The following is a 16449-nucleotide window of genomic DNA, read 5'->3' as shown; positions in this document are numbered from 1 at the left end:
TCCGTCAGGCCGCTCGGCTCTGACCGGAGCCGGCGGTCGCGCCGCGGTACCAGTACTCGAGGGTCAGCACGTGCCACAGGTGTTTGGAGAAGTCCCGGCGCCCGGCGGCGTCCTCGGCGACCATCCGCGCCAGCGCGTCGCGGCGCAGGATCCCGGAGCCGACGAGCACGCCGTCGTGCACCACCTCGCGCATCAGCGGTGCCAGGTCCCGGCTCATCCAGGCCCGCAACGGGGCGCTGAACAGCCCCTTGGGCCGGTACGCGATCTCCCGGGGCAGGATCGAGGTGGCCGCCTCCTTGAGGACGGCCTTGCCCTGCCGTCCGACGATCTTGCGGTCGCCGGGCACGGTGAACGCCGCCTCGACCACGTCGACGTCCACGTACGGCACCCGCACCTCGGTCGACGCGGCCATGCTCGACCGGTCCGTGTAGGCGAGGTTCAGGCCCGGCAGGAACATCCGGGCGTCGCCCAGGCACATGCGGTTGACGAAGTCGTCGAGGTCGTTGTCCTGGTAGACGTCCGCGTGCTCGGTGAGCACGTCGTCGACCGCCGGGGCCAGGTCCGGGTCGACGAGGGCGAGCAGTTCGTCCTGGTCGTACATGGTGTAGCTGCGCCGGAACGCGGTCTCCTCCGGGAGGTCGGCGAAGGACAGGAACCGTTTGGCGAAGCGGACCGAACGGTAGCCGCGGCGGGACGTGGCGACCGGCAGCCGGTCCACCGTCGCGGCCAGGCCGCGCCGCAGGGGCCGCGGGACGCGCTGGTAGCGCAGCGCGAGCAGGTTGGCCAGGTGCTTGCGGTAGCCGGCGAACAGCTCGTCGGCGCCCATCCCGGAGAGCATCACCTTGACCCCGGCCTCCCGGGCGGCCGAGCAGATCAGGAAGGTGTTGATCGCTGCGGGGTCGCCGATCGGCTCGTCCAGGTGGTACGTCATCTCCGGCAGCAGGTCGAGCACGTTCGGGGCGATCTCGATCTCGTGCAGGTCGACGCCGAACCGCTCGGCCACCCGGCGGGCGTACCGCAGGTCGTCGGGCATCGCCTCGAACTTCGCGTCCTCGGCGCGGAACCCGATCGTGTAGGCGGAGATCCCGGGCCGGTGGCGGGCCGCCAGCGCGGTCAGCCAGCTGGAGTCGAGGCCGCCGGAGAGGAAGGCCGCCACGGGGACGTCGGACAGGAGGTGCCGCCGGGTCGACTCCTCGACGACGGAGGCCAGGTCCGGCTGTTCGCCGGCCCGGGCGCGCTCGCGGCCCTCGGCGGCGACGTCCCGGAGGTTCCAGTACCGGCCGCGCTCGACGCTGCCGTCGGGCCGGCATCTGAGCCAGCTCCCCGGCGGCAGCTTCTCCGCCTCGCGGAACGCGCAGCGCGAGTCCGGCACCCAGTAGTAGAGGAGCGAGGCCACCAGCGCCGCCCGGTCCACCTCCAGCGAGCCGCCGGTCACGGCGGCGAGCGCCTTGAGTTCGGAGGCGAACATCAGGCTGTCGCCGCGCCGGAGCAGGAACAGCGGTTTGATGCCGAGCTGGTCGCGGGCGAGCACCAGGTCACCGGTGCGCTCGTCGAAGACCGCGAACGCGAACATGCCGCGCAGCCGGGGCAGGCAGTCCGTGCCCCAGCGCCGCCAGGCTTCGAGGAGCACCTCGGTGTCGGAGGTGCCGCGGAAGCGCGCTCCGCCGGCCGCCAGTTCGGCCCGCAGCTCGGGCGCGTTGTACAGCTCGCCGTTGTACGTGAGGGCGAGGCCGCCGGAGACCATCGGCTGGGCGCCGGTCTCCGACAGGTCGATGATGGACAGCCGGCGGTGCCCGAGGTGCACCTCGCCGTCACCGGTGGGGTGGCTGTACCGGCCCGCCCCGTCCGGACCGCGGTGGGCGAGGACATCGGTGAGCCGGTCGGTCACGGCCTTCCCGTCCGGCCACCGGTATGTGCCTGCGATGCCACACATGTTCTACCGCGCCTCCTGGTCGCTGTCCGGTACCCGTGCGGCCGTCACCGGCGGCCGCTCCGTCCGCAGCCTGCTCTCGCCCACTGCCTGAACGGTGTGGGAGGTGCCCCCGCCGTTCTGCCGGGCCGGCCACTCGTCCTGGCCGCGCAGCGCGGTGTGCGGCCCGTCCCACAGCGTGCCGTCGGTACGGTCGCGCGGATCGGGGTCGATCAGCACCACGCCGAGCACCCTGATGCGCTGGTCCGCGAGCTGCCGGGCCACGGTGTGCAGCCAGGCGGCGCTGCCGTGCCCGGCCCGCACGACGAGCACGGTCCGGGTGCCGAGGTGGCGGAGGTCGGTCCACGCCGTGCCGGGCGCGACCGAGCCGACGCCGAGGCGGCGCGTCCCGTGCGGGACGGTCTCGGCCCGCTCGCCGCCGATCACGGCCGGGCCTCCCGGTTCCTGTGCGCTGTCGGTGAGGTCCCGTCCCGGCAGGCCGTCGACGACGACCACCGGGGCCTGCGCCGCGAGTGCCCTGGCGACGTCCAGGGCGATCAGGCCCGTGCTGCGCGCACAGCCCAGTTCCAGCAGCGACACCGGTTCCGCGGAGCCTCGTACGGTACGGGCCAGGGTCGTGGTGAGCCGTTCGCGTGCCGCCCGGGTCCGTCGGAGCTGCCACAGCCAGGGCGGCCGGCGGCGTACGCGGCGCAGTTCCGCGATCACCGAGGCGCCCAGGTTCGCCGCGATCTCCCGGCGCAGCACGGGGCGGTCGGCCACCACCGTGCCGACGGCGGCCACCGCGAGCCCGAGGACGAGCCCGAGGACGAGCCCGATCGCGGCATCGGTGACGGTGGCCCTGGGCAGGGAGTGCCGCACCGCGCGCGGGGCGTCCACGATCTGTGTGCCGGCGATGAGCTTGGGGGTGCCGGTGCGCGCCTCCGCGGCGCGCTGGTCGAAGTCGGCGATCCGCGAGTTGAGCAGGGCCCGGCGGGCGAAGAGCGACTCGATGCTCGCCGACGCCTGCGGGTCGCTCTCCGGCTCCCGCTCGCCGATCGCCTCGTTGACCTGGTCGAGCTCGTCCCGCATGCGGTCACGCTGCTGCAGCAGTGCCTTTGCCTCGGCCTCGGCGGCTTCCGTCATCCGCCGCACGTGGTCCGCGACGAACGCGTCGGCCAGCGCCTTGGCCCGGGCCACCGCCTGTGCGTCGCTGTCCCCCGTCACGTCGATCTGCAGCAGGTTGTTGGTCAGGCCGGTGCCGCGGTAGTCCCGCATGAAGTCCTCCGGCTTCTGGGAGGAGCCGAGGGACCGCAGGGCGCCGGCGGCGATCCGTGTGGTGCCCAGCAGCGCGACGTCGGTGCGGATCAGCGTTCCGGTGTCGTTCGGCTGGTCGTCCTCATGCACGACGAGCACTGTCGTCACCGCGGTCGGCGGTGGCGGCAGCAGGACCGCGACGGCCGCGCCGAGCAGCAGCCCCAGCAGTGCCATGGAGCTCCAGAGGCGGCGGCGCCTGCGCACCGCGACCACCAGTGCGTGCAGGTCCAGCAGCGGAGGGACCGGCGAGGGCTCCGGCGTGGTCGTCATCCCGCACCTCCCGTCGTGTGGCCGGGCGCCGCGAGCGCCGCGGTGGTCTCGTCCGCCGGACGGCCGCCGGGCCGCGCCGGGCGGGCCCGGACCGTGCCGGCGACGACGATGCCGACGAGGTCGTGTCCGCCGTCCGCGCAGGCTTCGGCGATCCCGGCGAGCTCCGCCGCGGTCCAGTTGCCGGCGCTGAGCACGACGACGGCACCGGTCTCCGTGTCGCGGTCCGGCACCATCGGCCGGGACACCGGGACGTCCACCACCCGCAGCAGCGGATTGCCCCCGGCCTCGGCGACGAGCCGACCGGCGGCCCGGCGGGCGGTGTCGTCGCCGTCGGGTACGACGACCAGCAGCCGCCGGGGGGCCGGGAGCCGGTCCCGGAGACGGGCGCACACCCGCCGGTAGCGGATCCGTCTGCCGTCCTCGTCGCCGGACATCTGCGGTTCCGGTACGTCCCACCGGGTGTCGACGCCGAGGAGACGGCGGATCCGGGTGCGCCGGCCCTGCTCCTGCGGCCGGTGCGCGAGTTCTTCCTCGGGCACGTCGACGGTGCCCAGCAGGGCCGAGCCCAGCGCCGCGGCGATCTCCGGTTCGGTGCGCAGCCTGCGGTTCACCCGGGCGGCGGCGAGGTGGCCGATGACGGTGAGCAGGGGGAACAGCAGTGCCCCGGCGACGACGAGTTGTGTCCGCGTCGGCGGCGCCTCGCCGGTCGGCCGGGCCGCCGGCCCCATGACGACCAGTCCGGCCTGGCCGGCCGCCGGGTCGGCCTGGTCCAGCTTCTGCATGGCCTCCTCCAGCGCGGTACGCAGATTCGCGAGCGCGGTACGGGCCTGCACGCTCTCCACGGTCCGCCCCGGGTCGGCCGCCTCGGCCAGGTCGGTGATGCGTCGGTTGGTCTCCTCCACCTGCTGCCGCAGCGCCTCGGGCCCCGTGACCGCCGCGGAGTCGGTGCTGTCGCCCGCTATGCGCGCGGCGAAGGCGACGAACTGCTGGGCCAGCCGGTCGGAGAGCTGCTGTGCGCGCTCCGGGGTCTCGGCGGTGCCGGAGATCTTGATGATGTTGCCGTCGGCGGCCGCGGCGCTCACCCGGTCCCGCAGTTCGCCGCCGCCGACGCCGTTCCAGCGCAGGGTGGCGGCCACCCGGTCGACCACCACGGAACTGGTCGCGATCTCCGCCTGGGTCAGCAGTTCGCGCTCCTCCCACTGCCCCGGCAGCAGGACCGACGCCGACGCCGTGTAGCGCGGCGGGAACAGCACCGAGGTGCCGTAGCCGACGAGCGCGCCCACCAGGGCGAGGACGGCGAGGAGCCGTCGGCGCCGGCGGAGGATCCGCCCGACCGTGGCCAGGCGTATGGTGTCGTCGCTCAACGGTGCGGCCTCTTCCCGGTGCGCAGGGGGCCGGCCGTGGACACCGGAGGCCGGTCGCGGCAGGCGGCGGCGTAGGCGGCGAGCAGGTGCGCCTGCGAGTGCCGCCAGGACAGCCGCCCGCTGATCCGCTCCTGGCCGATCCGGCCCATCTCGGCCCGCTTCCGCGGATCGTCCAGCAGTACCGCGATCAGCTTGGCGAACGCGGACTCGTCGTTGGCGGCCGCGTAGACGGCGGCGTCACCGGCGGAGACCCGCGCCTCCCGGAGGTCGAACGAGACGATCGGCCGGCCCATGGCCATGTACTCCAGGACCTTGTTCATGGTCGACACGTCGTTGAGCGGGTTGCGCGGGTCGGGTGAGAGGCACACGTCCGCGGTGGACAGGTGGCGCACCAGGTCGGCGTCCGGGATGCGCCCGGTGAACTGCACCTGGTCGCAGAGCCCGAGCTCCCGGGACAGTTCCACCATCGCGTCGTGGGCGTCGCCGGAGCCGACGAACACCGCGTGCCAGTCGGTCCGTCCGAGTTCGTCGCGGAGCTTCGCGAGGGCCCGCAAGGCGTAGTCGACGCCGTCCTGCGGGCCCATGACGCCGAGGTAGCACAGCAGATGGGGCTTGCCGCGCTTCAGCTCCGGTTCGGGCGGGACCGGTCGGAACCGGTCGGTCTGCGGTGCGCTGCGCACGACGAAGACGTCCTCCGGCCGTCGGCCGCCACGGCGCACCGCGACGTCGCGGTAGCTCTCGTTCGTGGCGAGCACGACGTCCGCGGCCCGGTAGGTCCGCCGTTCCAGTGCGCACACGGCGCGGTAGAGCAGGTCCTCGCCGCGGTCGAACCGGGAGAGGTACAGCTCGGGCACCAGGTCGTGCTGGTCGAAGACGAACCGGGCGCCGCGCCGCTTCAGCCACAGGGCCGGCAGGAACAGCAGGTCGGGCGGGTTGCAGGCGTGCACCACGTCGACCGGACCGACCCTGCGGGCCAGCCGGGCGGTGTGCCACAGCGCCGATCCGTACTCCCGCAGATAGCCGGCCGGTCCTCCGGTGGCGGCGCGCAGCGGGTAGCGGTGGATCCGCACCCCGTCGATCTCCGCCTCCGGCTCCGTGTCCCGCTTGGTCCCGCGGGGGCAGATGACGTGCACCTCCCAGCCCGCGTCGCGCAGCGTCGTGCACTCCTGCCACACCCGCCGGTCGAACGGCACCGACAGGTTCTCCACCAGGATCAGCGCGCGCCGGCCCGGCCGGTCGCCGCCGGTCCCGCCCGGGTGGCCCGTGTCGCCGGACGGGTCGCCGCCGGCCGTGTCACTGAACGATCTGTCACCAAGCAAGGCCCATGTACCCCGGTTCGGTTCGGCGCGTGTCGGCGTCGGGAAGGTGGATGAGGTCGATGAGCACCGACCCGTCGTCGCCGTGGGGCAGCGCCGACAGGACGGCCGGGTCCCGGGTCCCGACCAGGCACACCTCGGCGTGTTCGAGTACCTCGTCGACGGAGTCCGCGAGCAGGTGCGCGAGGTGCGGCAGCCGGTTCTCGATGTACTCGCGGTTCGCGCCGAGCAGCCGGGAGAGGCTCACGTTGGCGTCGTAGATCTTCAGGTCGTACCCCTTGCCGAAGAGCCGCTCCGCCAGTTCGACGAGCGGGCTCTCGCGGAGGTCGTCGGTGCCGGGTTTGAAGGACAGCCCGAACAGGCCCGCCCGGCGCTTGCCGGTGCGTTCGACCAGCTCCACCGCGCGTTCCAGATGGGCGGCGTTGGAGGGCAGCACGTGGGAGAGGATGGGCACCGAGACGTCGGCCCGCTGCGCCGCGTGGACCAGGCTGCGCAGGTCCTTGGGCAGGCAGGAGCCGCCGAAGGCGAAGCCGGGCCGCAGGTAGGCGGGGCTGATGTTCAGTTTGCGGTCGGCCAGGAACACGTCGATCACCTGGTGCGAGTCCACGCCGAGTGCCTGGCACACCGCGCCCAGCTCGTTCGCGAAGCCGATCTTGAGGCCGTGGAAGGCGTTGTCCGCGTACTTGATCGCCTCGGCGGTGGGGACCGGCACCCGGAACACCTCGCCGGGCAGGCCGTCGTACAGCGCCGCCACCGCGTCGCCGCTCGCCGGGTCGAGTTCGCCGATGACGGTCTTGGGCGGGTCGAAGAAGTCCCGCACGCTCGTGCCCTCGCGAAGGAACTCCGGGTTGACCGCCACCCCGACGTCCACTCCGGCGGTGCCGCCGACGTACTTCTCCAGGATCGGCACCAGCAGGTTCAGGCAGGTGCCCGGGAGCATGGTGGAGCGGAACACGACGGTGTGCCGTCCGCCCCGCTCGGCCAGCGCGGCGCCGATCTGCTCGGTGACGCGCTCCAGATAGGTGGTGCACAGGCTGCCGTTGGGTTCCGACGGCGTGCCCACGCAGACCAGCGACACGTCGCTGTCCATGACCGCCTCGCGGACGTCGTCGGTGGCCCGCAGCGCTCCGGTGCGTACGGCGTCGGCGATGAGCTCGCCGATACGTTCCTCCACCACCGGGGCCCTGCCGTCGTTGACCAGGTCGACCTTGACCTGGTTCACGTCCACCCCGATGACCTCGTGGCCCATGCTGGCCAGGCACGCGGCCGACACACAGCCCACGTAGCCGAGCCCGAACACGCTGACTCTCATGACCCGTCCCTCCCCCCGGGCAGACCCTGGCGGCCTGCGGTCCGTGCGTCGTCCGGCCGGTCGCGCCGTGGGACCCCGCGCATCAGTAGGCCCCCTGTCCGTGTATCACCGCGCGTAGCGTCTTCCACAAGATCACCGTGTCCAGGGCGAGCGACCAGTCCTCCACGTACCGCAGGTCGAGGCGGACCGCCTCCTCCCACGGCAGGTCGCTGCGTCCGCTGATCTGCCACAGACCGGTGAGGCCGGGCTTGACCAGCAGCCGCCGCCGGATGTCCGGGCCGTAGGCGGCGGACTCCTCCGGCAGCGGAGGGCGCGGTCCGACCAGCGACATCGATCCGGTGAGTACGTTGAAGAGCTGCGGCAGTTCGTCGACGGAGTACCGGCGCAGCACCGCTCCCACCCGGGTCACCCGCGGGTCCTGGCGGAGCTTGAACAGCAGCCCGGCGCCTTCGTTGCGGTCGGCGAGGGCGGCCCGCGCCCGGTCGGCCCCGACGACCATGGTGCGGAACTTGTAGATGGTGAACTCGCGGCCGTCCTTGCCGACCCGGCGCTGGCGGTAGAACACTCCGCCCCGGCTGTCCACCAGCACGAGCAGCCCGACGAGCACCATCAGCGGCGCCAGCAGCATCAGCAGGAGCGCCGCGCCCGTGCGGTCGACGACTCCCTTGATCGCCCGGCGGCCTCCGGTGAAGGTCGGCATGCTGACCCGCAGCAGCGGTATCCCGAGCACCGCGTCGACGTGCAGTCGCGGGCCGGCCACTTCCATCAGCACGGGGGCCACGACCATCTCGGCGTCGCTGCCTTCGAGGTTCCAGGCCAGCCGCTGCAGCTTGTCCGGCGACCAGTGCGGGTCCGGGGTGACCGCGACGACCCGGTAGCCGTCGCGGCGGACGTGGTTGGCGACGTCCGACAGCCGGCCGACGACCGGCACCCCGTCGAGCTGGTCACCGTCGGGGCCGAGGCCGTCCGTCGTGCAGACCCCGTCCACGCGCCAGCCGAGGTGCGGGAACTTACGGGCCCGGGCGATCAGGTCGCGCACGGTGTCCGGGCTTCCGGCGGCGAGCACCGGTCTCAGGCACCGGCCTTCCTTCCGCCGTCTGTGCAGCCGCAGGCGCAACAGGTACCGCGCGGTCATGGTGACGAGCGCGATCGCCGGGATCGCGACGAAGATCCAGAGTTTGATGTTGCGCGAGGTGAGGGCGATGCCTCCGAGCGCCAGGACGACGGCCGCCGTGAACAGCGAGCGGCCGAGCCGGCGGAATTCCTCGGCGCCCTGGCCGAGCACGGCCGGAGCCCACGACCGGCTCACGGCGAGCGCTCCCAGCACCAGCAGTTCGGTGCCGAAGGCGAGGATCACCCATTTCTCGTGCCAGTTGGCCGCGTCCCTGGCGCCGAAGAAGTTGCCGATCGCCGCCACCACGACGGCGGTGGTCACCGTATCGCTCGTGATGACGGTACGGCGGTACCGCTGCTCCCAGTCGATCGCGGACCGGTCGATCGTCCCGTCCGTCGTCAGACGCTCGCGCGCCGCCGGAAACGGGCTGACTAGATCCCCCCGCTGCACAGAACCCCCCAGGTCGCCAGTGGTTCGACGTGTTCGCCTGACACCGCCCCTCCCCCCGGGAGGCCCCCGCCTCCCGCCCCGTCCCTCCCCCCGGGAGGCCCCGCCCCCCGCGCCGCGCTGTTCCGTCCCCTCGGGAGGCCCCCGCCTCCCGCGCATGATCTGCGGCCTGCTCCGCGCTTCCGCGTCTTACTCGGTGTTACGTGATGAGCACGTTCAGTGACGACGCGCTCGCATGGCGCACCGCGCTGACGAACTGCGCGGAAGCCGTCGGAAGGTCAGACCCATTGATCATGATTTGTCGTCGTGTGTCCGAACAGCTGAGCTGAAGCACGGTCAATCTAGACCATCGGGAACAGTATGTAGAGGGGATGTGTGCAAAATGCGGTCAACCTTTGAGACATGAGGGTGAGTTGGCGAAAGACACGTGCGGTGCGACCGGTGAACCGGTCCGGGATCGGTGAAGGCCCTGTGTCCTGGCCCGACGTGACCACCGGGCCCCCGTCGGCGGCGTCCGGTGCGCCGCCGACGGGTCCGGCCGAGGCGTCAATTTTGGCCTCAAGTAGGTGTTGGATGAACACGAAAGCGCGGTGGCGGGACTCCGTCGTGAGCGCCCACGAGCGATGACGGGCCTCCCGTGCGCGGGAATCCGCTACGCCACCGCCTCGTCACCCACGGGGATCGCCGTCGAGCCGGGCGGGTTCCCGTCGGCCGGGCCCGTGCCGTTCCCTCCGGCGGTCGCCGGGCCGCCGAACTGCGTGCGGTACAGCTCCGCGTACCGGCCCCGCGCCGCCAGGAGTTCGTCGTGCGTGCCGCGTTCGACGATGCGGCCCGCCTCGACGACGAGGATGAGGTCGGCGGCCCGTACCGTCGACAGCCGGTGGGCGATGACGACCGCGGTCCGCCCTTCGAGGGCTTCGGCGAGTGCCGCCTGGACGGCGGCCTCCGAGGTGTTGTCCAGGTGGGCGGTGGCCTCGTCGAGGACGACGACGCGCTGACGGGCGAGGAGGAGGCGGGCGATGGTCATGCGCTGGCGTTCGCCGCCGGAGAGCCGGTAGCCGCGTTCGCCGACCACCGTGTCCAGTCCGTCGGGCAGGGAGCGCACCAGGTCTTCGAGGCGGGCCCGGCGCAGCACGTCCCACAGGTCGTCCTCGTCGGCGTCCGGCCGGGCGAGCAGCAGGTTGGCGCGGACGGACTCGTGGAAGAGGTGGCCGTCCTGCGTGACCATGCCGAGGGTGGCCCGCATCGAGGCGGCGCTCAGGTCGCGGACGTCGACGCCGCCGATGCGCACCGAGCCCTCGTCGGTGTCGTACAGCCGGGGCAGCAGTGCGGCGACGGTGGACTTGCCGGCGCCGGACGAGCCGACCAGGGCGACGGTCTGCCCGGGTTCGGCGCGGAAGGAGATGCCGTGCAGGACCTCGGTGCCGGCCCGGGTGTCGAGTGCGGCCACCTCCTCCAGGGAGGCGAGGGAGACCTTGTCGGCGGACGGGTAGGCGAAGCGGACATCGGTGAACTCGACGGAGACCGGGCCGTCGGGCACCGTGCGGGCGTCCGGCCTCTCCTCGATGAGCGGCTTCAGGTCGAGCACCTCGAAGACCCGCTCGAAGCTGACCAGGGCGCTCATGACCTCGACGCGGGCGCCGGCCAGGGAGGTGAGCGGCGCGTACAGCCGGGTCAGCAGCAGGGCGAGCGAGACGATGGCGCCCGGCTCCAGGCTGCCGCGCAGGGCGTACCAGCCGCCGAGGCCGTAGACCAGCGCGAGCGCGAGGGCCGAGACGAGGGTGAGGGCCGTGATGAACGCGGTCTGCGCCATCGCGGTGCGCACCCCGATGTCCCGTACGCGGCGCGCCCGTTCGGCGAACTCGGCCGATTCGTCGCCGGGCCTGCCGAAGAGTTTGACCAGGGTGGCGCCGGGCGCGGAGAAGCGCTCGGTCATGCGCGTGCCCATCGCGGCGTTCAGGTCGGCGGCCTCGCGCTGGAGTCGCGCCATCCGCCTGCCCACCCGGCGGGCGGGCACCACGAAGACCGGCAGCAGGACGAGCGCGAGCAGGGTGATCTGCCAGGACAGGGTGAGCATCACGGCGAGCGTGAGCAGCAGGGTCACCAGGTTGCCGACCACCCCTGACAGGGTGTTGCTGAAGGCTCGCTGGGCGCCGATCACGTCGTTGTTGAGACGGCTGACGAGGGCTCCCGTACGAGTGCGTGTGAAGAACGCGACCGGCATGCGCTGCACATGGTCGAACACGGCTGTCCGCAGGTCGAGGATGAGTCCCTCGCCGAGTGTCGCGGAGAACCAGCGGCCGACCAGGCCGAGCGCCGCCTCGGCGAGCGCGATCGCCGCGATGAGGAGGGCCAGCCGGACGACCGTGCTCTCGTCACCGCCGGCCACGATCGCGTCCACCACCCGTCCGGCGAGGACCGGCGTGGCCACGGCGAGCAGCGCCGTGGCCACGCTGAGCACCACGAACTGTGCGATACGGCGCCGGTGCGGGCGCGCGAAGGCGGCGATACGGCGGAGGGTCGCGCGGGCGAAGGGCCGGCGTTCCTGCTGGGCGTTCATGACGCTGTACATCTGCGTCCAGGCTGTCGTCTCCATACTCATGGGACCGACCGTAGGACCTCAAGCTTCCTTTAGGTCAACCGCCGGAGGCCCGGGACCGGGGGAACACCGATGACACTCACCGGACCGAGGCCCGTCCCGGCGGGCGACCCGATGCCGTGCGCAGCGTGTCAGCCACCGTCCCCGTGTCCGCAACCCCCCGTTGGTACGGCGTGGAAAACCTCTCGCGATGTGACGGTCGAACCGCTCCCCCAGAACCTCCCCGGACGCCTGTCCGGACGTCTTCCGGTCCGGCAGATCCTCTGTCTGCTCCCGCTCGCCCTCGTGGCCGTGGTCGCGGTGCGGCACCGGTCGGTGCTCGTGGCGGGCTTCGGCCATCTCACCTCGGCGAAGTGGCCCTGGCTGCTGGCCGCGGCCGCCGCGACCTGTCTGACCTGGGTGGCGGCCGCCGTGACCCGGCAGGGGGCCCTCGTCCAGCGGCTGCCGAGGCGGCGGCTGCTGGCGACGCAGTTCGCGGCGGGGGCGGCCAACCATCTGCTGCCGACGGGACTGGGCGCGAGTGCCGTCAATCTGCGCTTCATGACGGTGTGCGGGGTTCCGCCGGCCCGCTCGTCCTCCGCGCTCGCGCTCTACCTGCTGGCGGAGTCCGTCGCGCGGGTCGGACTGCTGCTGGCCCTGCTGGTCGCCTTCCCCGACGCGGTGCGGTTCGGCGCGCTCGTGCCGGACGGCGCGGTGGGGCCGCTGCTGCTCGCGGCCGGTGCGGTGGTGTGCGTCGCGGTGACGGCACTGTTGTTCGTCCGGCGGGTGCGTACCGTCGTGTCCGGCTTCCTGCGGACCGCGCTGGGCGAGGCGCGCTCGGTGCACACGCGGCCGGCTCGCGCGCTGGCGCTGTGGGGTGGCTCGTTCTCGTTCCCCGTCTGCCAGGCGGCCGGGCTGGCCGCGGTGGGCCAGGCACTGGGGCTCCCGGTTCCCCCGCTGCACATGGCGGTCGCCTATCTCGCGGCCACGGTCGCCGTCGCTCTGGTGCCGACGCCGGGCGGGATCGGTTCGGTGGAGGCGGCACTGATCGTGGCCCTGGTGGCGGCGGGTGGTCCGGCGGCGGTGGCGACGGCCGTGGTGCTCGCCTACCGCATCATCACGGTGTGGCTGCCCCTGCTGCCGGGCGCGCTGACGCTGGGTGCGCTGGTGCGGCTGAAAGTGATCTGACCCACCTGCCCGGGCGGAACGACAGGGCGCATTCCGGCCGTTTCAGGCCGACTTGGCGTACCGTCCGAAAGGACCTCACCGACGGCCCGCCGGGACGGACGGCGAGGCGGGCTCGGCTCTCGCGCAGGTGGTACCGGACGACAACAGGCCACAGGAGGCAGCGGGTCGGCGGCGGTGCCGGTGTGATGTGGCCTGACCGGAGCGGCCGCACGGCGAAGCACCCGCGCCCATGTAGCAAGATGAGCCAGTCCCGCCGGTCGACGACTCGTCTCGCCCTGGCCGACGGGGACGCACATCCCGGAATCTACCCGCAGGCGGCTACAAGGTGACGACACATCACATACCGGGCTCAGGCCCTCTTCTCGGTCCGACGGGAGGCAGCCGGTGAACCGGGACCTCACCGTGCACGACTGGGTCGTGGCGGGTGTCTGGCTGATCGCCGGGCTCGTGGCGACCGTCCTGCTCCGTCTTCTCCTGCGCTGGCTGGGCCGGCACGCGACCCGTACCCGGTGGAGCGGCGACGACGTCCTCGTCGACGCGCTGCGCGCGCTGGTGCCGGTCGCGGCGATCACGGGCGGGGCGGCCGCCGCGGCGGCGGCGCTGCCGCTGACCGGCAAGGTCAACCACACCGTCAACCAGATCCTGACGGTCCTGATCATGCTCGCCGCCACCATCACCGTCGCGCGTGTGCTGGCCGGGCTGGTGCGGGCCGTCACCCAGTCCCGTTCCGGGGTCGCCGGATCGGCGTCGATCTTCGTCAACATCACCCGGGTCGTCGTCCTGGCCATCGGCTGCCTGGTCGTCCTGCAGACCCTCGGGATCTCGATAGCCCCGCTGCTCACCGCCCTCGGCGTCGGCGGTCTCGCGGTCGCGCTGGCCCTGCAGGACACCCTCGCCAACCTCTTCGCGGGCATCCACATCCTCGCCTCGAAGACGATCCAGCCCGGCGACTACATCCGCCTCACCAGCGGGGAGGAGGGGTACGTCGTCGACATCAACTGGCGCAACACCGTGGTGCGCAACCTCTCCAACAACCTCGTCATCATCCCGAACGCGCAGCTCTCCAGCACCAACATGACCAACTACAGTCGTCCGGAACAGGAGATGACCCTCATGGTGCAGGTCGGTGTCGCCTACGACAGCGACCTGGAGCACGTGGAGCGTGTCACCTCCGAGGTCGTGACCGAGGTCATGACGGAGATCGAGGGCGCGATGCCCGAGCACGAACCCGCCATCCGCTTCCACACGTTCGGGGACTCGCGGATCGGTTTCACCGTGATCCTGGGCGTGGGCGAGTTCAGCGACCAGTACCGGATCAAGCACGAGTTCATCAAGCGGCTGCACAAGCGGTACCGCGTCGAGGGCATCCGCATCCCCTCCCCGGCACGCACCGTCGCCCTCCAGCAGAACGGCGTGGCGATCCCGCCGCAGCGCGACGGGTCCCTGTCGCTCCCGTAGAGCAGCGGCCGCACAGGCCGTCGTGGTGGGGCGGTCCCAAGGGCCCGCCCGGCGGGCGCCCGAGGATTGTCAACATTTAGTCAGCACGCACAGGAACCGGTGGGGTGCCGTGGGTGTGGAAGGAGTCGATGGTCTTCAGGCCCCACGCCTGGCCCTTCCTGCGCTCGTCCTCGGTCCAGGTGACCAGCCGCCAGTCGGGGGCCAGCACCAGCCGGGTGAGCGGGTTGCACAGCTCGATCCGGTTGCCGCCGGGCTCGTAGACGTACAGGAAGAACGTCTGCTGGATGGCGTGCTTGTGCGGACCGGTCTCGATGAACACACCGGTGTCCAGGGCCAGGTCGGCGGCGCGGAGGATGTCCTCACGGGTGTCCGTGGCGAACGCGATGTGGTGCAGGCGCCCCTGCGAACCGGTCCAGTCCTCGGTGTGGACGACGTCGTACGACTTGCTGCTGAAGGTCAGCCACTGCGCGGCGATCCGGCCGTCGTCGAGCTGGATCTGCTCGGTCGGGCGGGCACCGAGCACCTCGTGGACGAAGCCGGCGTTCGACGCGACGTCCGCGGCGAGGTAGTTGACGTGGTCCAGCCGGCGTACGCCCACCCCGTGCCCGGGTTTGGCCTGCGGCTGGTTCTTCAGGCCGGGGCGCAGCCCGTCCGGCGCCCGGTACCACTCGCTCTCCCAGTAGAGGGCGACCTCGTGTCCGTCGGGGTCGGTGGTGACGTACAGCGGGCCGATGCCCGGCTCGTCCTCGGTCCAGCGGCCGGGCCGCCCGGCGCTCTCGACCTCCTTCACCCGCCGGTGCAGCGCCTCCTCGCTGGACGCGCGCAGGGCGGTGCGGCGGACGCCCGACGTCTCGTGCGCGGTCAGGACCAGACTGTGGTGCTCGTAGTCGTCCCAGGTCCGCAGATACACGGAGTCCGCCGAACGGCCGTTCTCGGTGAGACCGAGGTAGTCGGTGCAGAAGCGGACGCTGGCGTCCAGGTCGGGGGTGAGCAGTTCGACGTGCCCGAGGTGGGCGATGTCGCCGAGCGGCGGGGCCATGGGGCCTCCTCAGGAGTGGGGTGCGGCGGCGGGCCGGGGGAAGACCGTGCCGTCGAAGATCTTGCGGGCGGTACGGACGACGGCGGTACGGCGGGCCACGGGGAGGGCGGCCCCGGGAACGTCCGCCGGGGCAGGTGCCGCGGCGTCCGGCACGTCGTACGCGAGGGCCGTCTCGATGTCGAGGAAGCCGGTGGGGTGCTCGATGCGCAGCCGGTCCCCGTGGTCCGGCAGCCGGGCCACGCCCTCGCCCACGCCGCCCGCGACCCGCAGTCCGGCGGCGACGCTCGCAGCGCCCAGGACGCCGATCGCGGTGTGGCAGCGCACCGGGATGAAGGTGCGCGTCATGACCGCGCCGCCGTCCGACGGCGGGGCGAGCAGGCTGAGTTTGGGCACGGTGGCGTTCTCCACGTCGCCGAGCCCCATCAGCTTCCCGGCTTCGAGCCGGATCGCCCGGAGCCGCTCGGCGAGTTCCTGGTCCTCCTCCAGGGCCGCGGGCTCCTCGTAGCCGGTGACGCCGAGCGAGGACGCGGCGACGAGCACCGTCGGCATCCCGTTGTCCACGCAGGTCACCGGCGTGCCGGCGACGAGGTCACGGGACCGGCCGGTGGGCAGCAGGGGGCCGGCCCCCGGCGGGAACTCGACGACCACCGGCGCGGCGGACCCCGGGACCCCGGAGATCTCGGCGGAGCCGCGGTAGTCGACCCGCCCGCCCGGAGTGGGGAAGTCCGCGACGGCGAGGTCACCGGTGTTGAGCATCCGGATCCGTACGGAGGTACGGTCGCCGTCCGGGACGACGAGACCGCGCTCGACGGCGAACGGGCCGACGCCCGCGAGGAGGTTCCCGCAGTTCTGACGGTCAGTCACCTGGGCCGTGTCGACGCCGACTTGGAGAAACAGGTAGTCGACGTCCGTCTCGGGACCGGCGGAGGCGGAGACCACCGCCACCTTGCTGGTCAGGGGGTGCGCGCCGCCCAGGCCGTCGATCTGGCGCGGGTCGGGGCTGCCCATGATCCGCAGCAACAGGGCGTCGCGCGCGGCCGGTTCGGCGGGCAGGTCCCCGGCGAGGAAGTAGGCGCCCTTGGAGGTGCCGCCGCGCATGAGCATGCAGCGCACCTCTTCGGTGGGGGCCTCCCCCGCGCC

11 protein-coding genes are annotated in these 16449 nt (G+C 72.6%); 2 read left to right on the top strand and 9 right to left on the bottom strand.

Going from position 1 to position 16449, the window contains the following annotated elements:
- Window positions 1–4 precede the first annotated feature (4 nt).
- The 7 genes from asnB to ACFYXC_RS07400 all read right to left on the bottom strand — a co-directional run bounded on the left by asnB (window position 5) and on the right by ACFYXC_RS07400 (window position 11642).
- Window positions 5–1933: an asparagine synthase (glutamine-hydrolyzing) gene (asnB, locus tag ACFYXC_RS07430; protein WP_389547998.1), complete on the bottom strand. Its 1929-nt coding sequence runs from the start codon at window positions 1931–1933 to the stop codon at window positions 5–7.
- A gap of 3 nt (window positions 1934–1936) precedes the next feature.
- Window positions 1937–3493, bottom strand: coding sequence for a Wzz/FepE/Etk N-terminal domain-containing protein (locus ACFYXC_RS07425; protein WP_389547995.1), 1557 nt, complete (start codon window positions 3491–3493; stop codon window positions 1937–1939).
- Window positions 3490–4857 (bottom strand): Wzz/FepE/Etk N-terminal domain-containing protein, encoded by a 1368-nt coding sequence (locus tag ACFYXC_RS07420; RefSeq protein ID WP_389547993.1) that lies wholly within the window; start codon window positions 4855–4857, stop codon window positions 3490–3492. The genes ACFYXC_RS07425 and ACFYXC_RS07420 overlap by 4 nt, the downstream gene beginning before the upstream one ends.
- A complete protein-coding gene (locus ACFYXC_RS07415) occupies window positions 4854–6176 on the bottom strand; it encodes a glycosyltransferase family 4 protein (protein ID WP_389547989.1) in 1323 nt (440 codons plus the stop codon). The genes ACFYXC_RS07420 and ACFYXC_RS07415 overlap by 4 nt, the downstream gene beginning before the upstream one ends.
- Complete coding sequence (locus tag ACFYXC_RS07410; protein ID WP_389547986.1) at window positions 6166–7485, bottom strand: nucleotide sugar dehydrogenase; 1320 nt, start codon at window positions 7483–7485, stop codon at window positions 6166–6168. The genes ACFYXC_RS07415 and ACFYXC_RS07410 overlap by 11 nt, the downstream gene beginning before the upstream one ends.
- Before the next feature lie 82 nt (window positions 7486–7567).
- The gene (locus ACFYXC_RS07405) at window positions 7568–9049 is read right to left on the bottom strand and encodes a sugar transferase (RefSeq protein WP_389547983.1); all 1482 of its coding nucleotides are present in this window, start codon (window positions 9047–9049) and stop codon (window positions 7568–7570) included.
- A 649-nt stretch (window positions 9050–9698) separates the two neighbouring features.
- A complete protein-coding gene (locus ACFYXC_RS07400; RefSeq protein WP_389548433.1) occupies window positions 9699–11642 on the bottom strand; it encodes an ABC transporter ATP-binding protein in 1944 nt (647 codons plus the stop codon).
- A gap of 195 nt (window positions 11643–11837) precedes the next feature.
- On the opposite strand from ACFYXC_RS07400, the gene ACFYXC_RS07395 reads away from it, so the two are divergent.
- Entirely contained in the window at window positions 11838–12812 is a 975-nt protein-coding gene (locus tag ACFYXC_RS07395) for a YbhN family protein (protein WP_389547980.1), read from the top strand.
- A gap of 384 nt (window positions 12813–13196) precedes the next feature.
- On the top strand, window positions 13197–14270 hold the full coding sequence (locus ACFYXC_RS07390; protein WP_389547977.1) for a mechanosensitive ion channel family protein: 1074 nt from the start codon (window positions 13197–13199) through the stop codon (window positions 14268–14270).
- Between the two features lie 76 nt (window positions 14271–14346).
- Here ACFYXC_RS07390 and ACFYXC_RS07385 read toward each other — a convergent pair whose 3' ends face one another.
- Window positions 14347–15309, bottom strand: a complete 963-nt coding sequence (locus tag ACFYXC_RS07385; RefSeq protein WP_389547975.1) for a catechol 2,3-dioxygenase — start codon at window positions 15307–15309, stop codon at window positions 14347–14349.
- 9 nt (window positions 15310–15318) lie between these two features.
- Window positions 15319–16413 carry a 4-oxalomesaconate tautomerase gene (locus ACFYXC_RS07380; RefSeq protein WP_389548429.1) on the bottom strand — a complete coding sequence of 365 codons (1095 nt, stop codon included), beginning with the start codon at window positions 16411–16413 and terminating at the stop codon, window positions 15319–15321.
- Window positions 16414–16449: the final 36 nt, after the last annotated feature.

The organism is Streptomyces sp. NPDC002701 (genome assembly GCF_042889045.1).
Classification (GTDB): domain Bacteria; phylum Actinomycetota; class Actinomycetes; order Streptomycetales; family Streptomycetaceae; genus Streptomyces.
This window is presented reverse-complemented; position numbering and strand designations above follow the sequence as displayed.

Bases quoted from the DNA above. Each gene is read 5' to 3' on its own strand.
- ACFYXC_RS07400 (WP_389548433.1), bottom strand. From the start codon at position 11,642: ATGGAGACGACAGCCTGGACGCAGATGTACAGCGTCATGAACGCCCAG.
- ACFYXC_RS07380 (WP_389548429.1), bottom strand. From the start codon at position 16,413: ATGCTCATGCGCGGCGGCACCTCCAAGGGCGCCTACTTCCTCGCCGGG.
- ACFYXC_RS07425 (WP_389547995.1), bottom strand. From the start codon at position 3,493: ATGACGACCACGCCGGAGCCCTCGCCGGTCCCTCCGCTGCTGGACCTG.
- ACFYXC_RS07385 (WP_389547975.1), bottom strand. From the start codon at position 15,309: ATGGCCCCGCCGCTCGGCGACATCGCCCACCTCGGGCACGTCGAACTG.
- ACFYXC_RS07410 (WP_389547986.1), bottom strand. From the start codon at position 7,485: ATGAGAGTCAGCGTGTTCGGGCTCGGCTACGTGGGCTGTGTGTCGGCC.
- asnB (WP_389547998.1), bottom strand. From the start codon at position 1,933: ATGTGTGGCATCGCAGGCACATACCGGTGGCCGGACGGGAAGGCCGTG.